Origin of the sequence: Kribbella sp. CA-294648 (assembly GCF_050943845.1) — a bacterium.
Lineage (GTDB): Bacteria > Actinomycetota > Actinomycetes > Propionibacteriales > Kribbellaceae > Kribbella.
In genome coordinates, this window is the sequence record NZ_CP191981.1 from 4,800,091 (window position 1) to 4,820,391 (window position 20,301).

Here is a 20,301-nt window from a genome sequence, read left to right on the forward strand (position 1 = left end):
CGGTGACCCGCAATAGGCTCGGTCCATGCAGCAGCGCTATCTCGGTCACAGTGGCCTCACGGTGAGCAGGCTCGGCCTGGGCACCATGTCTTGGGGACGCGACACCGACGAGCACGAGGCGCGTGAACAGCTCGCCGCCTTCGTGGCCGCCGGTGGCACCCTGGTGGACACCGCGGCGGCGTACGGCGACGGTGACAGCGAGCGACTGATCGGGTCGCTGCTGGGCGACGTGGTGGACCGCGACGACCTGGTGATCGCGACCAAGGCCGGCTTCAGCGTCCGCCGCGGCGAGCGGATCACCGACACGTCCCGTGGCGCCCTGCTGCGTGACCTGGAGGGATCGCTGCGGCGGCTGAACGTCGACTACATCGACCTGTGGCAGTTGCACACCTGGTCCGACGACGTGCCACTGGAAGAGACGCTGTCGGCGCTCGACCACGCGGTCAACTCCGGCAAGGTCCGCTATGTCGGTGTGTCGAACTACGCAGGGTGGAAGTCGGCCCGTGCGGTCACCTGGCAGCAGGCGTGGCCGGGGCGCGCAGTACCGGTGTCGAACCAGGTGGAGTACTCGTTGCTCGCCCGGGACGCCGAGGCGGACGCCATCCGGGCTGCTGGTGGCCTCGGGATCGGAGTACTGGCCTGGTCGCCGCTTGGGCGGGGTGTGTTGACTGGGAAGTACCGGACCGGGATTCCGGCCGACTCGCGCGCGGCGTCTCAGCATCTGTCCAGATTCGTCGACCCCTATCTCGACGGGCGAGGTTCGGGCATCGTGGAAGCGGTCGCCCGTGCCGCTGACGGACTGGGCTGGACCCCGCTCGAGGTGGCGCTCACCTGGGTCAGGGACCGGCCCGGGGTGACCGCGGCGATCGTCGGGGCCCGGACGGCGATGCAGCTGAAGTCGGTCCTGGGTGTGGAGGAACTCACTCTGCCGCCGGCCATCGTGGCCGCGCTGGAGGATGTTTCGTGAGTTAGCAGGTGTTCCGTGAGGTGCGGAGGTGCGGATGGCCGAATACGAGCTGCAGCAGTTCGAGGTGCCCAGGACGGAGTCGCGCGGGGCGGTGCGGCGGCTGCTCACCGAGCACGCCGAGTACGGCGGCTGGGAACTCGCCCGCCTGAGGCGCTACCCCGACGGCACCCGCCGCGTCTGGCTCCGCCGCCGCATCATCCGGGTCATGCGGACCCTCTAACGAGTTTGGGTCAGCCTTCGCCGAGGAGGGCCGCGATCATCTCCCGGCGGCTGCCGACGCCCACCTTGTCGTACGCCGCTCTGACGTGTTCCTGCACCGTGTGCGGTGACAGATGCAGTTCGTCGACGATCTGACGGGTCGACCGACCCCGTAGTACGAGCGCCGCGACCCGCTGCTGCGCCGGCGTCAGCCCGTGCACATCCAGCAACATGGAGCCCAGCTGCACCGGCGTGGCCGGCCCGATCACCACCGCGGTCTGCTCGTCCGCGCCGCGTAGTACCGACGCATGGATCGCCAGCCAGTGCCCGGCCTTGGTCCGCAGCTTCAGTACCGGCGCCTCCGCGGGAAGCTCGGACAGCCGCCGCAGCTGGCTCGCCGCCAGCCGTACCGCGATCGGCAGGTCGCCGTGCACGGCCCACTCCTGATCCGCCAGCTCAGTCAGCCAGTACTCCGCCTCCGGGCTCATCGAGTCGACCCTGAGCCCGGCATCGAGAACGATGACCCCCGGACCGGCCGACCCCTCCCGTCGCTCACCGACAAGCAGGCTTCGCCGCAGACCCTCCGCCAGATGAGGCGCCAGTCGTCTGACCAGGGTCAGGTCGGCGTCGCTGAACCCGGCTGCGGCGTCTTCACGGTGAAGACAGATCACACCCCAGCACCGACCGCCGGACATGAGCGCCGCCCGCAGCTCGTCGCCCAGACCGAGCGGCGTCATCACCTCGGCCGAGCGCGCACTCGCCGCGCGCTCACCCTTGGTCGCGTGGTCCAGCGAGGCGACCGGGTCGGCCGCATCGGCGAGTACGGCGAACCTGTTGACGTCCGCGCGCCCGAACTCACCGGCCAGGAACTCAGCAGTTGCCGAGCGCAACGGCTCGTCCGCCACCGCCGAGGTGAACAGCAGCGTCGCCGGATCAACGGTGGCGAAGAAGGCCGCGTCCACGGTCAGCACCCCGCGGAGCCGCTGAAGCACCTCGGACCGCAACTCATCGGTCCCCAGCCCTGCATAGCAGCGACGGATCAGCACCTCCAGGCGATCAGCCCCGGCCGCCATGATCCTGATGCTACGCCGGAGCCAGCCCGAGCTGCTTGAGAAAGCCAAGATCGTCCAGGCGTCCCCAGCGTTCGACGATCCGTCCGTCCCTGAGCCGGAAGATGTTGATCCCGGGCAGGCTGACCGTCCGGCCGGTCGGCGGCACTCTCATCACCTCGCCCCGGTGCGTACCGCTCGCGGTGAACCGCTCGACGACCAGGTCGCCCTCCGCGATCAGCTGGTGCACCTCGCTGTGCCAGTCCGGGAAGCTCGCCCGCATCATCTGCCCAGCGGCCCGCATCCCCTCCCGATCGGCCGACACCCCGAACGGCGGATCGTGGTTGACGAAGTCCTCGGCCAGATAGGTATCGATCGCCCCCAGGTCGCCCTTGGTGAACAACCCGTCGATGAACTCCCGAACGGTGTCCTTGTTCTGCGCTGTAGTCCTGCCCTGCTCTGTCGTGGTCATGAGCCGATCGTGCGTCGCGTGCTCGTGCCGGAGTACCCCGATTAGTTGGGGTACGTCAGAGCTCGTGCCGGACCCAGACGTTCGGTTCGACGTACACGGCATAGTCGTGCTCGACATCACACCGCACCGGAACGAGCGCCTTCGGCACGATCACCTCACCCGTCCGGTCGAACGCCAACCCAGTCCACTCCCGCCACTCGTCCAGCGACCCAGCCATCACCATCGAGGTCTGCGCGACCTTCACAAGCTCCGCCCCCGCCTTCACATGCACCCGCAACCACGGATCCACCGGCAGCCCGTCCTCCCGGACCTGCCGGATGTACTCCGTCATCGGCTGCCTCGCGTCCTGCTTACCATTCGGCCGCACCGGCGCGTACAGCGTCTTGAGCCCCATCGCCTGCACGTTTTGCCGCATCGCCGCCAGCATGTCGTGCGAGAGCCCGCGGCCCAGATGAGCGGCCGTGATCGAGATCTCCAGCGCGCTCGCGACCGTCGGCGTACGGCCGTTGCGATGGTCCGCCACACCCCACATCAGCGCTTGGTTCCACCCGCCGGCCGGCAATTCGGCGCGTTCCTCGTCCGGAAACACGAACGGGATGCTGCGACCGTGCGCCACCAGGTCGTCGCCCTCCAACGCCAACAGCACGTGCTCGGGAAAGAGCTCCGGCACCCGCCCCATCAACGCCGTACCGATCGGGTCCTGCTGCATGAACTTCGGCCAGCTACCGGAGAACTCCCGCAGCTTCTGGTTCAGTTCAGGCCGCTCGGCCAGCGTGGTGATCGTGATCTTGTCCGACATGGCCCGAAGTTTGGCAGGGCGCCGTGTCCCGCGCAGCCCGATTTCGCCGTACCAGGAGAACTCCGAGCGCCACCGCCGCGGTCAGCGCGCCCGCCCCGACCAGCGTGTTCTCGGCACCGGCGACCGCGATCACCGGCCCGCCGATCAGGAGCCCGGCCGAGCTGCTGGCGTTGACCACGACCGATTGCCCGGACAGCAGCGTCCGCCGCTCGGCACCCGCCGACGACCGGGTGATCAGCATCGAGATCGCGGCGATCCCCAGTACGACGGTGACGCCCGACAGCGCTCCCAGCGCGGCGACCGCCGGTGGGGTCGTCCAGACGCCCATTCCGACCCAGCACAACCCCATCAAGGCCCACGAGAGGGCTGCGAGCGGTACCGGGGAGACCCGCCGGATCACGGCCAACGATGCCAGCGTGCCGAGCACCGACCCGATCCCGTAGCCGGACATCCCGGCCGCCAGGTACACGCCGGGCTGGCCGCGTTGAGCTCCGATCACCGAGAGCCCGAGCGTGAACGCGAACCAGGTCAGGCAACCCGTCCCGCGGGCGATCCATCCATAGAGCACGTCCTGCCGCCCGACCAGACTCTCCCGGATCGACGGCATCGCCGGGGCTTCGGCTGGTGACCGCTCCCCCACAACCCCAACTGCCAGCAGCCCGGCCGCCAGTACTGCGGCTGCCTCCACCCACAGCAACCCGTTGGTGAAGCCGGTCGCCACCGCCAACGCCCCGATCGGCGGGCCAACCATCATCCCGAGCCGCCGGATCCCGTCCTGCCAGGTCAGCAGCACCACCGCACGATCCCTGCTGTTATTGGCCTGGTCCCATCGATCTCCGGTGTCGGCAAGCAGCGCGCTGCGGCCCGGAGTGCTCAGCGCGTCACCACAGCCGAGCATCAACCCGCTCGCGATCAGCAAGCCCGCGTGCAGCTGGTTGAAGGCAGCCGCCGCCGGGACCATCGCCAAAGCGATGGCCTGAACAAGAGCGACCACGGCCAGCCGACTCCCCGAATCGACCCACTGCCTGGCCCGCCGCGCCCACCACGGCGACAGCAGAACCGGTACGCCGGCAGCACCACCGGCCAGCCCCGTCGCCGCCACGGACCCCGTTTCCTGCAACACCACCAGCGGCAGCGCGACCTGCGCGATCCGGAACGCCAGATCCGCGGACCCACCACCTGCCAGCAAGAACAACGCATCCCGACGAGCTGTCACCCATCGATCGTCGCGCTGTGGGACGGTACCTGGTAGCCATCAGCAAATTGTCATCGCTCATAGGCTGTCCCTATGCCCTCATCACCATCGGTCGAGGATCTCCAGCTCGTGCTGGCGATCAGCAGGACAGGCTCGGTCGGTACCGCTGCCCGGGAACTGCGGATCTCCCAGCCCTCGGCCTCCCAGCGGCTGGCTCGGCTGGAACGTAGCTGCGACACCCAGCTCTTCTTCCGTGACACCCGAGGCGCGAGACCGACTCCGGCCGGCACCGAACTCGCCCGCCGGGCCGAGCACATCCTCAGCCACCTCGACGAGCTGTACGAGGCCACCCGCGCGGCCGCCGTCGGAGAGCGACTCGCCGTCGGCACCTTCGTCAGCCTGGCACCGATCCTGTTCCCCGTTCTCGACGCCGCACTGCCCGACCTGGTCATCGAGCAGCAGGTCGACCACGGCCAGCAGCTCGCCACCATGGTTGCCGAAGGCACCATGGATGCAGCATTCATCGCCATCGCCGACCAGATGGTGCTCCCCCGCGGCACGATCGCCCGACCGGTCGGCCGGGACGAGCTCGTCCTCTTCGTACCGCGCGGCGTCGAGCTCCCCGGCACCGGCCGCCAGCCGCTCAGAGGACGCGATCTGCCCTTCTCGACCTACGACCGCGGCGGAGACCAGATCCGCACCCGCCTGATCGCCCTCGGCGCCACACCCCGCCGCGGAGTCACCCTCGCCACCACGGTCGCGATGGCCAGACACCGCTCCCAACTGGCCCTGATCCCCAAGAGCGCGCTCTCCCACGAACTGGCCGACGGCGAACAACTCGTCCCGGCCCCGTTCCGCTACCGCCTGACCCTCACCCTCCTCACCGGAACCACCCCACCACCCCGGCTACTGGCCGTACTGCCCCGGCTCCGAACCGCTCTGCACCTCTCGCCGACCCGGCGCTCGACCTGACTTTTCACTGTTGTTGAGGGTTCAGCCATGGCGGTGGGTGGCTCCACGACGTAGAACTGCGATGTAGTCACTTCACCGGGAGGGATCATGTTCAGTCGTTCCAGTGCCATCGCGGTCAGCGTCATCCTGGGGATCTCAGCCTTCGCCGTACCGGCCGCCACCGCGGCGCCGGCCATCCCGTTGAGCGGCGGCCAGGAGACCGCTGCCGCCGACGAAGACGGCCACGGTTTCTTCACCTACTCCATCGAGGGAACGACGTTCTGCTGGACCCTCAGCTGGCAGGACATCGTCACCCCCACCGCCGCGCACATCCACCTCGGCGCCCGGCACGTGGCCGGCCCGGTCGTCATCCCACTGGACACCGACGGCCTGCCCGGACCCGAGATGACCGGCTGCCGGACGATCACCCCCGAACTGGCCGCCGCGATCAGCGCGGACCCCCGCGCGTACTACGTCAACGTCCACAACACGCCGTTCCCCGCCGGCGCCATCCGCGGCCAACTGAAGTAACGGCGCGCATCGCTCCTCCTGAGCCCCGGCCGTGCCACCAGCTGCAGGCGCCGGCCTTCGCCCCTTCCAGATCCCCGCATCGCGCAGCGCTGCGGGGATGTGTTTTCAGCGCAGCAAGGCGGCAGCGCGGACCGTAGTACCGGCTGTCAGGCTTCGTCGAAGAAGCGGTCCAGCACCCGCGAGCCGAACTCCAGCGAGGCGGTCGGCACCCGCTCGTCGATGCCGTGGAACATGCCCATGAAGTCCAGATCCGGCGGCAGCTGCAGCGGCACGAATCCGAAGCACCGAACGCCGAGCCGCGACCACGACTTCGCGTCCGTGCCACCCGACATCAGCAGCGGCGCGGTCCGGCTCAGCGGGTCCTCGGCGGCCAGGCAGGCCTTCATCGTCTCGACCAGACGACCGTCGAATCCGGTCTCCAGCGCGATGTCCTCGATCACCGTCTCGCGCTGCACCTTGTCACCCAGCAACTCGTCGATGGTGGCGAAGAACTCCTCCTCGTACCCCGGCAGGAACCGCCCGTCGACATGCGCCTCCGCGTCGCCCGGGATCACGTTGACCTTGTAGCCGGCGTTCAGCATCGTCGGGTTCGCGGTGTTACGCAGCGTCGCCCCGAACATCCGGCTGAAGCTGCCCAACTTGGCCAGCGTCTCGGTCATGTCCTCCGGATCCAGCTCGGTCCCGAGCACGTCCTCGAGCGTCTTGAGAAACTCCTTGACCGTCGGGGTCAGCCGCAACGGCCACTCGTGGTTACCGATCCGGGTGACCGCCTCGACCAGGTTCGTCACCGCGTTGTCGTTGTTCACCATCGACCCGTGCCCCGCGGTCCCCCGGGCCTTCAGGCGCATCCAGTTCATGCCCTTCTCGGCCGTCTCGATCAGGTACAGACGCTGGTCGTCCTTCAGCGTCACCGAGAATCCGCCGACCTCACCGATCCCCTCGGTGCAGTCCGCGATCGTCTCCGGATGGTTCTTGATCAGCCACTGCGCGCCGTACAGGCCGCCGGCCTCCTCGTCCGCGGTGAACACCAGCCGCACCGGCCGCCGCGGCTTCTTCCCCACCCGCTGCCGCGCCCGGACCACCGACAGCACCATCGCGTCGAAGTCCTTCATGTCGACCGCGCCCCGCCCCCAGACACACCCGTCGAAGATCTCGCCCGCGAACGGGTCCACCTTCCAGTCCTTCGGATCAGCCGGCACGACATCCAGATGCCCGTGCACCAGCAGCGGGTCGGCGCTCTGGTCCTCCCCCTCCCAGTGCGCCACCAGACTGGCCCGCCCAGGCTCCGACTCGTAGATCGTCGAGTCGATCCCGACCTCGTCCAACTTCGCCGCCACGTACTCCGCGGCGCCCCGCTCCCCGTTGCTCTTCCCGTTGCCGTAGTTGGTGGTGTCGAACCGGATCAACTCACTACACAGCTCCACCACCTCGCCATCCGGCGCGTACGACGGCTGGTCCCCAGAGCTAGAAAAAGTCATACCCCCCATCCTGCCCGGGCCCGATGTGAAATTCACCCGTGGGGTTTGCTAAGGTTCTCCAGTCGGCGCCGCACAGAGCACCACCGAGCGGCAGACCACTCGTCCGGGTGGCGGAATGGCAGACGCGCTAGCTTGAGGTGCTAGTGTCCTTTACGGGACGTGGGGGTTCAAGTCCCCCCTCGGACACGCAGGCTAACCACACGCGGGGTACTGATGGAGACATCAGCCACCCGCGTTTTGTGGTTATAGGACACTTCCAGTCCCAAGGCGCCGTACAGGTCAGCCAGATCCCCGCGATCGGCCCGATCCAACACCGCCTTCATGGCGCCAAGCTCCTTCACCATCGCGCGAATATCGGACGCACCCAGCCGCTCAGCCGGCTCCAACGCCTCCAGCCCGGCAAGAGCAGCCTTCTTCTCCGCCACAGCAGCGTTGTACTGCCCCGTGAGCGCCTCCGGATCCCACCCAGCCTCCAACGCCCGCTGCAGGCGCCCTATCGTCGCCTCCGCCGCAGCGATCCGACCCCGGAAGCCCTGCTCAGCCGCGTCAACGGCATCTTCCTTGCCCTGAGCCCCTACAAGAATTGCAACAGTCTCATCAAGATTCTTCGGGCTGAACAGTCGCGCAATCCAGGCGTTCACCCCATCCGAGAGATGGTCCTCGCGAAGATAGACAGTCGGCGGATGCCCGAGCTCCTCCTTAGCTCCCGGAACGAGCGTCCGAGCGGCACACCGATAGAACATCGCGTGCTTCCGCGGAGCCCCCTCCATCTTCCGCCCGCAGCTCTCACACCGAATCGCCCCACGGAACAGGTACGTCGCCCTAGGTGCCACCCGAGTCCGCGGCTGCGACGCCCGACTCGCCATGTCCGACCCACGCCGAGCCCGCATCTCCAACTGCACCCGAGTGAAGGTCTCGACCGAGACAATCGCCGGATGAGCGGGCTCGCGCGACCGCACGATCTTCGACTGCGCCGACCGCCGAAACCGCACGACGTGGCCGGCTGCCACATCATCCGGATCCAGCAGCTCTTCAACCTTCTCCCACCGGCCGTAGATTGCGTAGCCGGTGTACCGAGGGTTCTCCAGGATCGCTTTCACCACCGAGTGCTGCCACCCGTCGCCCCTCCGATGCCGATTCTGCCGAGGGGTATGAGCAGACGGACACAACACACCATCCCTGTTCAGAATCTCGGCGATCCCCTTCAGCCCGATCCCGTCGAGGTACATCTCAAAGATCCGCTCAACAACGGGCGCAGCAACGTCATCAATCTCCAACACCCGAAGCCGATATCCCTCCTGCGCCTTCCGCGGATTCGGATGCAACCCCGCATCAACCACCACATACCCGTACGGCGCCCGCCCACCCTGATGCTTCCCGTCAATCAACACCTGAGCCGCCATCGCAGCCCGAACCCTGCGCTGCACATGCTGCCGCTCACTCTTCGACAACCCGCCCGTGATCGTCATAGCCATGTCATGCACCGTGTTGTCGGGCTCGAACCGACCTCCCAGGCTAGGGATCCACAACGACACGCCATACCGGTCGAACTTGGGCCACGTCAGGCTGAACTGATTCCCGAACCAGCACCGAGTGGCCTCCCCCACCACGAGCCCATCCCAGCCTCGCGCAGGATTCTTGAGTTCCCGCAGGAGTTCCCCCGCCTTCTCGCGCCGCTCCCAAGGCAACGACCGCGACTGCCCGATGTCGAAGTACTCCGCGACCACCACCCCACCCAGCGGCTCAACGAACCGCTGCGCCTCCCCGAGCTGCCACGCCAGAGAAGTCCGCGGATCCTGGTTGTCCTCGGTCGAGCACCGCCCATAGAACGCCAGCCGCCCGACGCCGCCGCTGCCGGAGGTGGCCTCATCCGCCAGCGCTTCCAACCCCAACAACTCATCCAGGGTTGCCCAGGAACCATCCACATCGCCGCTCAAGACGCCTCCTCCGTCGCACGCTTAGCCTTCGCCAGTCGTACAACAATGCGGCAGAGCACGCGAGCCGCCTGTGGACAAACCACCGGCGGCCGGCCCGGAACACGTACCTGTACCGGTGCCTCAACGGCCGCCTGCCTCGACCTCCGCTCGCCTTCCATATCCCATCAACGGCTGGCCACACAGGCTCTCGAAGCCCTCCGGGCCAACACGATCACCACGAAGTCGCCGGCAAACCGCGTTCGTTGCCATCGCAACCCATCAGCGCTCAACCTTTGCCACGCTTAGCGGCGCAATCCACAGATTCCGTACTACGACGTTCGACAGCGTTCAAACTCGATACCGTTGGCCGGTGACCCAACCCGACAGCAACCGCCCTGCATTCGGCTTCTCTAGATTCGACGGCCGCCCACTCAACACCGAGCGCGACCAGCAAGCCGACAGCATCCGCGCAACACTCCACGCCGCCGGCCTCCGCGACTTCCACGTGAATCCGAACGACGACAGGTTCTCGATCGCGACTACGAGCGAAGACACAAGAGCGACCCTCGACGACCCGGCCCGCTTCGCCGTGCTCATGACCGCCGCCGGTTACTTCGTCACCGGCGACCGAGACGACGACCAGGCTCTACTCGCATCGCCAACCGACGACGCGGCGCTGCCCGGATCGAAGTTCGGTGACTGGGGTGGCTGGCGACTCGACTCGTCTGCCGCAACGCTCGAGCACCCCGACTCGGAATATTGGATCGAACTCGGTACCTGCACGACGCCGGCAGAGGTTCTGAGCTGGATCGCGCAAGCCTCCTACAAACGACTCGGCGACGACGATCGAGCCTTGGCCGGCCTCGTCCGCGCCCTGGACGACATCCTCCACCTCCAAGCAACCCTCTGCCCCGGCGGCGAGGCACGAACATTGCCCCCCGAACAGATCGAGACTCGCATCGCCGCCGTCGCACAAGCAGCGCCAGCGTCGTACCTGGTCTGACGCTCGCGGTCGACTGAACTCCGCCTCAGCCGCTCAAACCACCCGACCAACACCGTCACACTTCTTGCATTCAAGGCGTTTCTAGCGCCGAAACGGCTGGATGCGATCTGGCGACGGTGTGGGATGTGCCGGGTTTTGCGCTCCACCGCTGGTCAGCGGGAGGCCGGTTGTCGCGATCCGGAAGTGACGTTAGCCGAGAGTTTGCCGTTCGGGTATCTGGATAGTTGGCTGACCTGCGCTCTTCCCAGCGGCTCGCATCTGATGCGATGATCCCGCATCTGATGCGGGTGAGTGGAGAGTGGTTTCGGTGCAGGATCGCGGTCAGGTTCCGGGCGCGGCCGGCCTGGTTCTGGTTGATGGAGTGTCGCTGCTTCACCCCGAGGAGCAGGTGTTCGAGGCGATGCTCCTGGGCTTTGCGAATCAGCAGTTGGCCAGGAATTTGGCGTTCCCGACGGTGCAGAATCGCGAGCATCACCTGCGGGCCTTCGCCCGTCACGCGGATGCTTTCCCGTGGGCGTGGTCGTCGCATCTGGCCGATGACTGGTTCAGTGATCTGCGCGCGGTGCGGCACGTGTCGCGGTCGACCATACGTAGCTACCAGGTCGCGATCCGCGGCTTCTGCGCCTACCTGATCGACCCGGCCTATGGCTGGGCCGGTGAGTGCGAAGTGCGGTTCGGGACGCACCCGATCCAGGTCATTCACGATGTCAACGCGGCCGCGCATGTGGCTGATTGCGAGGCTGGGGCGGCGCGGCGGGCGTTCACCCGGGCCGAACTGCAGGCGCTGTTTGACCACGCCGATGACGAGGTCGCACGCAAACGCGCGCTCGGTCGCAAGGGCTGGCTGTCGGCGTTTCCCGACGCGACGATCTTCAAGATCGCCTACGGCTACGGGACACGCCGCAACGAAACCCGGATGCTCGATGCCGCCGACTTCGGCCGCAACCCCGACGGGCCCGAGTTCGGCGAGTACGGCGTCTGCTACGTCCGGCACGGCAAAGCACAACGCGGATCCCCACCCAAACGACGCTCCGTCCTGGCCGTCTGGGCGTGGACCAGCGAGGTTCTCGAGCAATGGTTCACCGAGATCAAGCCCTGCTTCGGCACACCGAACAACCCAGCCGCCTGGCCGTCAGAACGCGGCCCGCGCGTCGGGGTGCAGCAACTGAACAAGCGGCTCGCGGCCTACCGCGACGCACTCGGAATGGAACCTGGCCTGGACTTCCACTCGCTGCGCCGCTCCTATGTGACGCACCTGATCGAGGACGGCTGGGACCCACGGTTCGTGCAAGAACAGGTCGGCCACGACCACGCCTCGACCACCTCGATCTACACCTGCGTGTCCTCCGACTACCGCACCCGCACACTCCGCAAAGCCCTGGACAACATCGTGTCCGAGGCCCTCAACCCGCCAGCAGGAGGCACCCGATGAAAGGCCAGAAACGCGTAGTCAGCTATCAGTGGCGGCTGCGGGAAGTGATGGCCGAACACCAGATCTACGCCACCACCGAACTCGTGCCGCTGCTACGAGAACGCGGCATCGACTTGTCTGCCTCGCAGGTCCACCGGCTCGTCACCGGCACACCCGAACGCCTGTCAATGGCCGTGCTCGCGGCACTCTGCGACATCTTCGCCATCGAACCCAGCGAACTGATCACCACCGACGCAGTCAACATCGGCGTCCGCAAAACAGCCGGCGGCGACGCCCCAACGAGGGCAGCTGCTGCCGGGCTACGACCCAAACGCGCCCGCATCACCGATCTGTAGTGACCCCGAAACAGCCGCAGGATCAGGCTCAGAAGACCTGCGCTCGCTGTCACCGGCCGCTGCGAACCAGCGGCTCATCCCAGCCGGGTGATGCCTCTGGCGCAGGCCGGGTGGTCGTGGCCAACAAGCACTGGCCGGAGGGACCGATCTGCTCGGGATGCTTCGCGCGGGCTTGCGAAACCTACGGCCACTGCACCGGCTGCGGCGTCGACCGGATGCTGCCCGGCCTCAGCGCGACCGGCGAAGGGTTGTGCACCGACTGCGCCGGCGGGCTCGGTGACTACACCTGCACCCGGTGCGGACAAGAAGGCTGGCGCCACTACGTCGGCATCTGCGGCCGCTGCGTCCTCACCGACCGGCTCACCACCATCCTCGACAACGGCACCGGCACCATCCGGCCCGAACTCACACCACTGTTCGAGTCAATCTGCGCAATGGCCAGACCACGCTCCGGGATCCTCTGGCTATCCAGACCCCACGTCCCACCGATCCTTCAAGCCCTTGCCCACGGCAATGTTCCGCTCACCCACGACGGGCTCAGCCAGCTCACGCCCTGGCGCTCGGTCGCCTACATCCGCGACCTCCTCGTCGCCTGCGGAACCCTGCCGCCGATCGACCGTTTCCTGTTCCTATTCGAGCAATGGCTACCGACATGGCTCGACGACATCGACAATCCCGAGCACCGCAAACTGCTGCACCGGTTCGGCACCTGGCACCTGCTCCGACGCCTCAGGGCAGCTGCACAAACAGGTCCGATCGGGCACTGCCGCAATCAAAACGCCCGATCCCACCTCCGCCAAGCCGCGGCCTTTCTCGCCGATCTATCCGCTTACGGACGCTCCCCGCAGCAGTGCACCCAGGCAGACCTGAACCGCTGGTTCGCCACCGCGCCGCGCAGCGCCGGACAGGGCGCCAGGGCCTTCCTGCGCTGGGCCATCGACCACCACCACATCCCACGCCTCACGCTGCCCGCCACCGTCAGCGGCCACTCCCCGCCGATCAGCAACCGCCAACGCACGGACCTCATCCGGCGGATCCACACCGACCACACCATCGCCGCGATCGACCGGGTGATCGCGCTGCTCATCCTGCTCTACGCCCAGCCACTCACCCGGATCGTCCGCCTCACCCTGGCCGACATCACCCACGACGGCGACCAACTCCTGATCCGCCTCGGCGACCCACCCATCCCGGTCCCCGAACCCTTCGCCGACATCATCACCACCTACTTGAGCGGCCGCCCCAACCTCGCTACCGCCACCAACCCCGACAGCCAACTGCTGTTTCCCGGCCGACGCGCAGGCCAACCCATCCACCCGACCAGCATCCGGCTTCGCCTGCAAAAACTCGGCATCCCGAACCTCAACGCCAGAACCAGAGCAATCCGTGAACTGTTGCTCCAGGCACCAGCACCCGTCGTGGCAACAATGCTCAACTACAACAACCAACGCGCAACAAGGATCGCCGCCGAAGCCGGCACCACCACAAGACCTACGCCGCCAGCCGGAGCTCCAGCACCACAACAACCACCAGCCAGCCCTGACGACCGCAAACATGCCCCACGCCAACCGTTGAACCAGCATGAGCTCTGGCGACAGTCGAACACGACACACCACCAGTATTCAGATCGGGACTGCCCCGGGTTTAGTTGACTCGCGGGGTTGGGTGGTTCAGGCCGCGTGTGCGGCAGGTTGAATCATCTCAAACTCGATAGGTGTGAGCTTGTTGAGGCGGCGTTGCCGGCGCCTGCGGTGGTAGCTGGTTTCGATCCAGGACACGATCGCGAGTCTGAGTTCTTGGCGGCTGGTCCAGCGTTGCCGGTCGAGGACGTTCTTCTGGAGGAGGGCGAAGAAGGATTCCATCGCGGCGTTGTCGCCGCAGGCTCCGACTCTGCCCATCGACCCGCGCAGTGAGTGGGCTTTGAGGACCCGGACGTATTTCGTGGACCGAAACTGGCTGCCGCGGTCGCTGTGGACGATGAGCCCGGCTGCAGGTGTGCGCAGAGCGATCGCGTTGCGCAGGGCCGTAACGGCCAGGGACGCTTTCATGCGCGAGCCGATGGAGTAGCCGACGATCCGGTTGGAGTAGACGTCCTTGACCGCGCACAGATACAGCTTGCCCTCGGCGGTGGCGTGTTCGGTGATGTCGGTCAGCCAGACCAGGTTCGGTGAGGGCGCGGTGAATACCTTCTTCACGTGGTCGTCGTGGACCGGCGGGCCGGCCTTGCGGTTCAGTCCGCGTTTCTTGGCGTGGATCGACCAGATCCGTTCCTGGCTGCATAACCTCGCGACCCGGTTCTCGCTTACCTTGTGGCCTTGGTCGGTGAGTTCGTCGGCGATGAACCGGTACCCGAACGCAGGGTCGTCGGCGTGGATGTCGCGGGCCGCGTTGATCAGAAAGGCGTTGTCGAAATCTCTTTGTGTGACAGGATTCTTGCGCCACTTATAGAAGGCTTGCTTGGAGAAGCCGAGCACCCGGCAGGTCACCGTGACGGGGATACCGTCGACGGCCAGATCGAGGACCAGCGGGTACATCATTTTGGGTTGATGTCGCGGGCGAAGTAGGCCGCGGCTCGGCGCAGGATCTCGTTCTCCTGTTCCAGCTGCCGGACCCGCTTCCTGGCCTCCCGCAGTTCGTCGGACTCGTTCTGGGACGCTCCGGACCGGTTCCCGTCTTCGATATCGGCCAGCTTCAGCCAGCGCCGCAGGCACGACGGTGAGATCCCGAAGTCCTTCGCGATCTGGCTGACCGGCGCCTCACCTTTCCGGGCCAGAGCGACCACATCGCGACGGAACTCCTCAGGCAACGCTTTCGGCATGACAGACATCCTTCCAGCAAGGACCGAAGTCCTCACAGATCAGGAGTCAACCGAACCGGGGGCAGACCCCAACGCCTACCTCATCGCGCAGCGCTGACTTCTAGCGCCCAGCACACCAGGTGTTCGATCGCGATCATCGGCGCCGCCGAGCTGACCATTCGCGCCGCTCGCATTCGGGGCACACAGTAAGTCTCGAGGTTCGGATCATGGAGTCGGCGGTTCGTAGCTACTTTCGATCTCGGCCAGTGCTCTGAGGCCGGTGATACGGCTGTAGGGCGCCCGATCGATCCGAGTCTCGGTGCGTACACTCACCGGCCTCCGATTGGTGCGAATCACCTGGCGCCACTGACCACGTATGCGGACGTAGTCACCCGCACTGATGGTCTCAGCCGAATAGGAAGCTCTCGCATCTCACATGTCGTGCAGACGCTGACAGCGATCACGCTCAGCTTCGGCTATCCAGCGTATCCGCTACAAACGCCCAGACAGAACGCGGTGAGGCGGCACCTGATCCATGATCCTGAGCAGAACCTCATGCGCGGCAACGATCTGTTGGATCCTTAAGGCGGCCACCCGCAGCTCGCCCCGCACAGACACCTCGTTTCCGCGCCTTCTGAGTACTTGCACCGTGATGTCGATGATCACCGTCCAGGAAGGGTGCGACGAACCGGCGTATTTTCTCATCCTCGCCCATCAGACACAGGAGCCCGATCAGCTGGAGCAGGATCCGCTCTACGATGCGGCCGGAGAGCTGCGCGACCTCAAGTGACCGACCGAGGAGACCCGCCTGCGGCAGCCAGTCGAGCGTCCTCGCCCACGACGCGATCCGAGGTGCGGGCGTAGGCGACGACATCGCTCAGCGGCCCGACCTTCTCGAAGTGACGTCGCCGGTACGCCGAAACCGCGACCTTACGTGTCATCCATCGCCTGCCGTGATCGGTAACGCTCGCAGAACGCCGGGGGTGACGTGTGGGGCATCGGCCTGATGCTCGTACAGGTAGGAGTCGTGGGTGAGCGCGGCGCAGAACGCGCCGTCGAGATGGCGAGCCCTCAGCTCGGATGGCTCCAAACCGAGACGTGTTGCGGCCAACGCGGCGTCGCAGGCAGCACAACGCCCCGGAACGCGACTGCAGATCGGCTCTCCAGCTTCACCGGCTGCGTCCGTTCAGCGTGCCTTCGACCATTTTCTTGTAGGTGGGCCATCCTCGGTCCAGGTCTCCTGCCCATTCCCACTCGAAGCGGTTGGCTCCGAATTCGGTCGGCTCGGGCGGTCTGCCAAGAGCCTCCATGAGTTGCAGGTATCTCACGCTGGCGGTCGCAAGACGAGATCTTTGCCGATAGCCGTCAGCCTTTGGGAAATCGGTGATCCTGAGGTTCTCCTCGTACGGCTCGCCGCCCAGCGCGGCGTAGACCGTCTCAATGAGTTCGCGGGTCGGCATCGAGAAAAGGCAGACGCGCGGCAGGGGCGGAGGCGCTTTCTCGCCGATGGCGGTTGAGAGCGCAGTGAGATCCCCGCCGAACCAGTGCGTGGCGGCTGTCGCAGCCAAGCGCGCGAACTGCTTGAAGGTCGGCGGCTTCCCCTTGACGGCGATGGTCCGATGAACCTCTTGGAAGACCTGGGAGAGTTCGGTGGTCCAGCGTTGCTGCAGATATTCGGCCAGGTAGCGCTCAGCCCAGCCTCTGCGGTGCCGGGTGATGATGTCGCGGAGGATCTCGAAGCCGTCGCGGCGTTCTCCTCCACCGCTCATTCGGAATCCAAGCGTTCCGTTCGCCAGCTGCAGCTCGTGGGTGTACGTCTCGAGGCTCTGGGGCTTGCCCAGGTGTTGTTCGGCGGCGACGAGTTCGTCGAAGAGGCTTGGATGGACCGGGACGCCTGCCTCTGCGAGCGCAGCAAGATCTCGTTGGTGATAACTGCGGAGGCCCTCAAGGGACGTCCGCGAGGACGGACCCTCGCAGATGTACCAGGCGGTGAGAGCGATCCCGTGCCAGAGTGAGACGGCCGGTCCAAACGCCTCGGCCATGATCTTGTGTGGATAGGGCTCGGTGACGATCGTGTTCGGCCATCGCGGGAGTATGGCGCCTTCCCAGTGCTGCGCGATGTCTTCGAGGAGGCCCGGAGACAGCAGGCGCCGATAGAGCTCGGACGATGGGCCTTGCTGATATCCGATCGCGTAGTCGGTGTCCTCGACAAGGCCCCACAGTGCGTCCATCTGTGGTGTCTGCCTTGCGTGCGCGCTGTCGAATTCCACCCACCACCGCCGGAGAACCTCGACTCTGCGGTCTACGGGAGAGACAGAGTCGGTCTGCCCCAGGAATGCCGCGAGCATGGCGTGCGCGTCGCTCACGTCGAGTCCGTGCTCGGCCGCTGCCGCCGTCGCCTTTGCGGCACCCCCTACGAACAGCTTCGGAGTGGGGAGAGCGGTCATGACCTCCTCGTTGGGGTTCGGAGGCAGCCCGAGATGGTCGAGGAACGCCATCCAGTCGCCACCGAAATAGGCAGCCAGCGTCAGTTGGAGAGGCTTCGTCATGGCTTGGCGGGCGAGTGGCGTGGAGTGACGCGCCTTCTGCATGGTTCTGGCCGCCAGCGCTTGGACCCGTTGGGCCCGGAACCGTGAGGCAATTCCAACCAGGTCCAGCGCGGCGAGTGCGTCGAGGAACGCGAGACGGGCTTGTACCTGACCGCCGCGGTCGAGACGGCTCCACCCTCCGCCGTACTGAAAGACAGCGAAGGCCGGGGCCGTCCTGATGCCGAGGAGGTCGAGGTCGGCCCAGGTAGCTTGCAGAGCCGCGGCCGGGTCCGGAGAGCCTGCCGCACGGAGGAAGACTGGCGCGAAAATCGTGTCGAAGAGCGGGATGAGTAGTGCGAGGGTTGCTAGTGCGTCTGGGCCGGCGGCCAGCGGCATGCTGGCGCGGTCCTCGGAGGCGACGGTCAGGGCGTGCCAGGGATTGTGCCGGAGATGGGCAGCGATATTGATGGACCTGCACTTCAGGGAGGCCTGCTCCGGCAGGAACCACGCACCGCGGGATTGCTGCTCCGCCAGGCCGAAACTTTTGTCGATGAAGGCCCGTTCTTCGGGCCCGACCGCCACGATCGCCACGTGGTTTCTCCGGTTCGGGTCCGCATGCTCACGAGCGATGTCGATGATCTTGGTGCCGTTCAACGCTCTTTCGAGGAGGACGGCTGCCAACTGGTCGACGGCGGCGAAGGCGGACTCACCCATGCATGCTCCGGATCACCGCAACGAAGTCTTCGAATGATCGGGGAGTGGCCGTGGTAGCCGCATAGGCGGCGTACCGCTGGGCGAGGGCGTGCAACTCTCGTTCTTCTCTGCGGGCTTCGACCTGGTCAGGGGTATGGAGGAACTGCTGCCGGAACTCCCCCTGTTCTTCGAGGACGACTGCCTGAGCGATCTCCGCAGTCGGGCCCACGTCGGCCGCTGCACGATCTGGCACCGGCGCGTCACCGAAGGCGTCGTCGGTCTCCGGGTTCGGGTCCATGTCGTTCTCGATACGGAGACTTTCCAGATGGGTGTCCAGGCCGAGTTCGCCGTGGTAGACGACGTCCAGATGTTGTTCCTGCTCGCGAGCGGCCAGGTCAGGGTCATGAATCATCCTGATGCCGCGCCCAATGAACTGGTAGAACTCCCCGAAGCTGCCGTACGGCCGCATCGGGACAACCACACTGATGGCAGGCAGGTCATACCCTTGACCGAGCATCTTGAGCTGTACGACGGCCTGCAGCGTCCCGGACTCCGCTTCGTAGCGACTCCTTGTGGCGGCGATCTCGGTGTCGCTCATCGAGTGGTGCAACGTTCGTGCAGCGATGCCGTGAGCGTTCGCGATCCGTGCGATCTGCTCGGCATGGTTCTGCCCGAGCGCGGCGAACAGGACTCGCGGCCGCACCGGGGCGAGCGCAACCTTCTGGGAGTCCAGAGATTCGCTGACGATCTGCATGATCCGGTGAATGGGCTGCTCGGAGGTCGCCGTGATCCGAGCGAGTTTGCGCTCGTCGTCCATGATCTCGAGAAGCGCCTGCCTGCCGACGATCTCCTCGCGGGTGCCGTCGGGCCAGGTGATCTCGTACTCGGTCTGCTCGACCTCAGGACTGAATCGATGGGCCCGAAGATGCTTGGCGTGACCGTCGGCGATCGAGTCGATCAGCCGGTAGCGGTAGACCACATCTGCCGTGATGCTCTTGCCGTCGGCCCGGCTGAAACAGGCCGACATCAGAAGCCGACGCGCATTCGGGAAGTAGTCGAACAGTCTCTGGTACGACGTCGCTGCGGCGATGTGGGCTTCGTCAACGACGATGAAGTCGATGTCGTCCGGCCCGAGGACACCCAGCAGTCCTTCGCCGTCCCGCGTGCCGCTGAGCGAGTGGAAGTTCGTGACGATGATCTCGGACGATAGCAGCGTCTCGCGGCTCACGTCGCGGATCGGTCCGTCCTGGCGATCCAGAACCGTCGTCGTCGGAGGCCGGCACCCGGGGATGAGCGGACCGTCTCTCAGCGTGTAGATCACATTCGCGGCCGACGATTCATCCAGTGCGGTGGCAAAGGTACCTCGTATCACCCGCCCAGGGGTCACGATCAACGCCCTGCGTCTGCTGAAGGCCAGCGCCGCCGCCACACCCAGAGCTGTCTTGCCTGCGCCGACCGACATTACGCATGCCGCGTTCGCGCCGCCTCGCCGGTAGTAGTTGGTCAATGCGGTCAGCGCCTCCCGCTGGCAACCGCGAAGCGGGGTCATCGCAAAGCGCTGCCTGACCTCATCGAAATATGACAGGTTCGACGGAGCCGGCGCGGGCGGCGGTGTGGCCAGCCAGAGCGGGTTGGCGTCCATGTCGTCGGGGACCGGCACGATCGGGTCCGCGATCAGATGCACCGCGAGCAGGGGGTCTGCTGCCAGAACCGACTGCAACTGTGAGACGCAGCGAGCCGTGTCATCCCGGATCGCATCGTAGGAGAATCGCAGCACGATATAGGCAAGGGCCACCAGGTCGTTCTGCCTGCTGCGGTCGTGCACGAATGCTTTGCGGCTACTGTGAAACTCGAAGCCGTCGAGCTCGACCACGATCGGTCGGCCTGACCCGGCGATCACAAAGTCCAGCACATAATTGCGATCGTCGATCGCAACCGGCTGCTGACCGACGATGTG

Annotated in this window: 19 protein-coding genes and 1 tRNA gene; 10 read left to right on the top strand and 10 right to left on the bottom strand. The window is 66.2% G+C overall.

The genetic code is table 11. The annotated features are described in order from the left end of the window. The first annotated feature begins 25 nt into the window (after positions 1-25). Positions 26-967, top strand: a complete 942-nt coding sequence (locus tag ACQPYM_RS22785) for an aldo/keto reductase (RefSeq protein WP_132297909.1) — start codon at positions 26-28, stop codon at positions 965-967. A 34-nt stretch (positions 968-1,001) separates the two neighbouring features. Continuing rightward, positions 1,002-1,187 carry a DUF5703 family protein gene (locus ACQPYM_RS22790; protein WP_360274490.1) on the top strand — a complete coding sequence of 62 codons (186 nt, stop codon included), beginning with the start codon at positions 1,002-1,004 and terminating at the stop codon, positions 1,185-1,187. Between the two features lie 10 nt (positions 1,188-1,197). On the opposite strand, the gene ACQPYM_RS22795 is transcribed toward ACQPYM_RS22790, so the two are convergent. From ACQPYM_RS22795 to ACQPYM_RS22810, 4 genes are read right to left on the bottom strand one after another with little or no spacing between them, the layout of a single operon-like run. Beyond that, positions 1,198-2,238 carry a LuxR C-terminal-related transcriptional regulator gene (locus tag ACQPYM_RS22795; RefSeq protein WP_433003188.1) on the bottom strand — a complete coding sequence of 347 codons (1,041 nt, stop codon included), beginning with the start codon at positions 2,236-2,238 and terminating at the stop codon, positions 1,198-1,200. A gap of 10 nt (positions 2,239-2,248) precedes the next feature. Further along, on the bottom strand, positions 2,249-2,686 hold the full coding sequence (locus ACQPYM_RS22800; RefSeq protein ID WP_433003191.1) for an ester cyclase: 438 nt from the start codon (positions 2,684-2,686) through the stop codon (positions 2,249-2,251). A 55-nt stretch (positions 2,687-2,741) separates the two neighbouring features. Continuing rightward, positions 2,742-3,485 carry an N-acetyltransferase gene (locus ACQPYM_RS22805; RefSeq protein ID WP_433003194.1) on the bottom strand — a complete coding sequence of 248 codons (744 nt, stop codon included), beginning with the start codon at positions 3,483-3,485 and terminating at the stop codon, positions 2,742-2,744. Next, positions 3,442-4,701 (bottom strand): MFS transporter, encoded by a 1,260-nt coding sequence (locus tag ACQPYM_RS22810; protein WP_433003197.1) that lies wholly within the window; start codon positions 4,699-4,701, stop codon positions 3,442-3,444. The genes ACQPYM_RS22805 and ACQPYM_RS22810 overlap by 44 nt, the downstream gene beginning before the upstream one ends. 72 nt (positions 4,702-4,773) lie before the next feature. Here ACQPYM_RS22810 and ACQPYM_RS22815 point away from each other — a divergent pair, with 72 nt between their 5' ends. Further along, positions 4,774-5,652 carry a LysR family transcriptional regulator gene (locus ACQPYM_RS22815; protein WP_433003200.1) on the top strand — a complete coding sequence of 293 codons (879 nt, stop codon included), beginning with the start codon at positions 4,774-4,776 and terminating at the stop codon, positions 5,650-5,652. A gap of 87 nt (positions 5,653-5,739) precedes the next feature. Then, positions 5,740-6,162, top strand: a complete 423-nt coding sequence (locus ACQPYM_RS22820; protein ID WP_433003203.1) for a CHRD domain-containing protein — start codon at positions 5,740-5,742, stop codon at positions 6,160-6,162. 146 nt (positions 6,163-6,308) lie between these two features. On the opposite strand, the gene ACQPYM_RS22825 is transcribed toward ACQPYM_RS22820, so the two are convergent. Beyond that, positions 6,309-7,640, bottom strand: a complete 1,332-nt coding sequence (locus ACQPYM_RS22825; RefSeq protein ID WP_433003206.1) for a M20/M25/M40 family metallo-hydrolase — start codon at positions 7,638-7,640, stop codon at positions 6,309-6,311. A 101-nt stretch (positions 7,641-7,741) separates the two neighbouring features. Between ACQPYM_RS22825 and ACQPYM_RS22830 the strand changes: the two genes are divergently transcribed. Further along, positions 7,742-7,826, top strand: a tRNA-Leu gene (locus ACQPYM_RS22830). On the opposite strand, the gene ACQPYM_RS22835 is transcribed toward ACQPYM_RS22830, so the two are convergent. Next, positions 7,808-9,577: a recombinase family protein gene (locus tag ACQPYM_RS22835; RefSeq protein WP_433003209.1), complete on the bottom strand. Its 1,770-nt coding sequence runs from the start codon at positions 9,575-9,577 to the stop codon at positions 7,808-7,810. The two genes, ACQPYM_RS22830 and ACQPYM_RS22835, sit on opposite strands and share 19 nt — an antisense overlap. 349 nt (positions 9,578-9,926) lie before the next feature. Between ACQPYM_RS22835 and ACQPYM_RS22840 the strand changes: the two genes are divergently transcribed. The 4 genes from ACQPYM_RS22840 to ACQPYM_RS22855 all read left to right on the top strand — a co-directional run bounded on the left by ACQPYM_RS22840 (position 9,927) and on the right by ACQPYM_RS22855 (position 13,978). After that, positions 9,927-10,559 carry a hypothetical protein gene (locus ACQPYM_RS22840; RefSeq protein ID WP_433003212.1) on the top strand — a complete coding sequence of 211 codons (633 nt, stop codon included), beginning with the start codon at positions 9,927-9,929 and terminating at the stop codon, positions 10,557-10,559. A 307-nt stretch (positions 10,560-10,866) separates the two neighbouring features. After that, complete coding sequence (locus ACQPYM_RS22845; RefSeq protein ID WP_433003214.1) at positions 10,867-11,991, top strand: tyrosine-type recombinase/integrase; 1,125 nt, start codon at positions 10,867-10,869, stop codon at positions 11,989-11,991. After that, entirely contained in the window at positions 11,988-12,326 is a 339-nt protein-coding gene (locus tag ACQPYM_RS22850; protein ID WP_433003216.1) for a helix-turn-helix domain-containing protein, read from the top strand. The genes ACQPYM_RS22845 and ACQPYM_RS22850 overlap by 4 nt, the downstream gene beginning before the upstream one ends. Positions 12,327-12,436: 110 nt before the next feature. Continuing rightward, positions 12,437-13,978 (top strand): hypothetical protein, encoded by a 1,542-nt coding sequence (locus ACQPYM_RS22855; RefSeq protein WP_433003219.1) that lies wholly within the window; start codon positions 12,437-12,439, stop codon positions 13,976-13,978. Positions 13,979-13,996: 18 nt separating this feature from the next. Here ACQPYM_RS22855 and ACQPYM_RS22860 read toward each other — a convergent pair. Continuing rightward, positions 13,997-15,144 (bottom strand): IS3 family transposase gene (locus tag ACQPYM_RS22860; RefSeq protein WP_433003220.1). Its coding sequence is split into 2 segments (ribosomal slippage): positions 13,997-14,874 and positions 14,874-15,144, totalling 1,149 coding nucleotides; the frame shifts between segments, so codons are not numbered across the junction. A 637-nt stretch (positions 15,145-15,781) separates the two neighbouring features. Between ACQPYM_RS22860 and ACQPYM_RS22865 the strand changes: the two genes are divergently transcribed. Further along, entirely contained in the window at positions 15,782-15,913 is a 132-nt protein-coding gene (locus ACQPYM_RS22865; RefSeq protein WP_433003222.1) for a hypothetical protein, read from the top strand. Here ACQPYM_RS22865 and ACQPYM_RS22870 read toward each other — a convergent pair. From ACQPYM_RS22870 to ACQPYM_RS22880, 3 genes are all read right to left on the bottom strand, one after another. Further along, positions 15,906-16,064 carry a hypothetical protein gene (locus ACQPYM_RS22870; RefSeq protein ID WP_433003224.1) on the bottom strand — a complete coding sequence of 53 codons (159 nt, stop codon included), beginning with the start codon at positions 16,062-16,064 and terminating at the stop codon, positions 15,906-15,908. The genes ACQPYM_RS22865 and ACQPYM_RS22870 overlap by 8 nt on opposite strands. A gap of 228 nt (positions 16,065-16,292) precedes the next feature. Beyond that, positions 16,293-18,332, bottom strand: coding sequence for a hypothetical protein (locus tag ACQPYM_RS22875; protein WP_433003227.1), 2,040 nt, complete (start codon positions 18,330-18,332; stop codon positions 16,293-16,295). A 25-nt stretch (positions 18,333-18,357) separates the two neighbouring features. Further along, positions 18,358-20,217 carry a DEAD/DEAH box helicase family protein gene (locus ACQPYM_RS22880; RefSeq protein ID WP_433003229.1) on the bottom strand — a complete coding sequence of 620 codons (1,860 nt, stop codon included), beginning with the start codon at positions 20,215-20,217 and terminating at the stop codon, positions 18,358-18,360. Between the last annotated feature and the right edge of the window lie 84 nt (positions 20,218-20,301).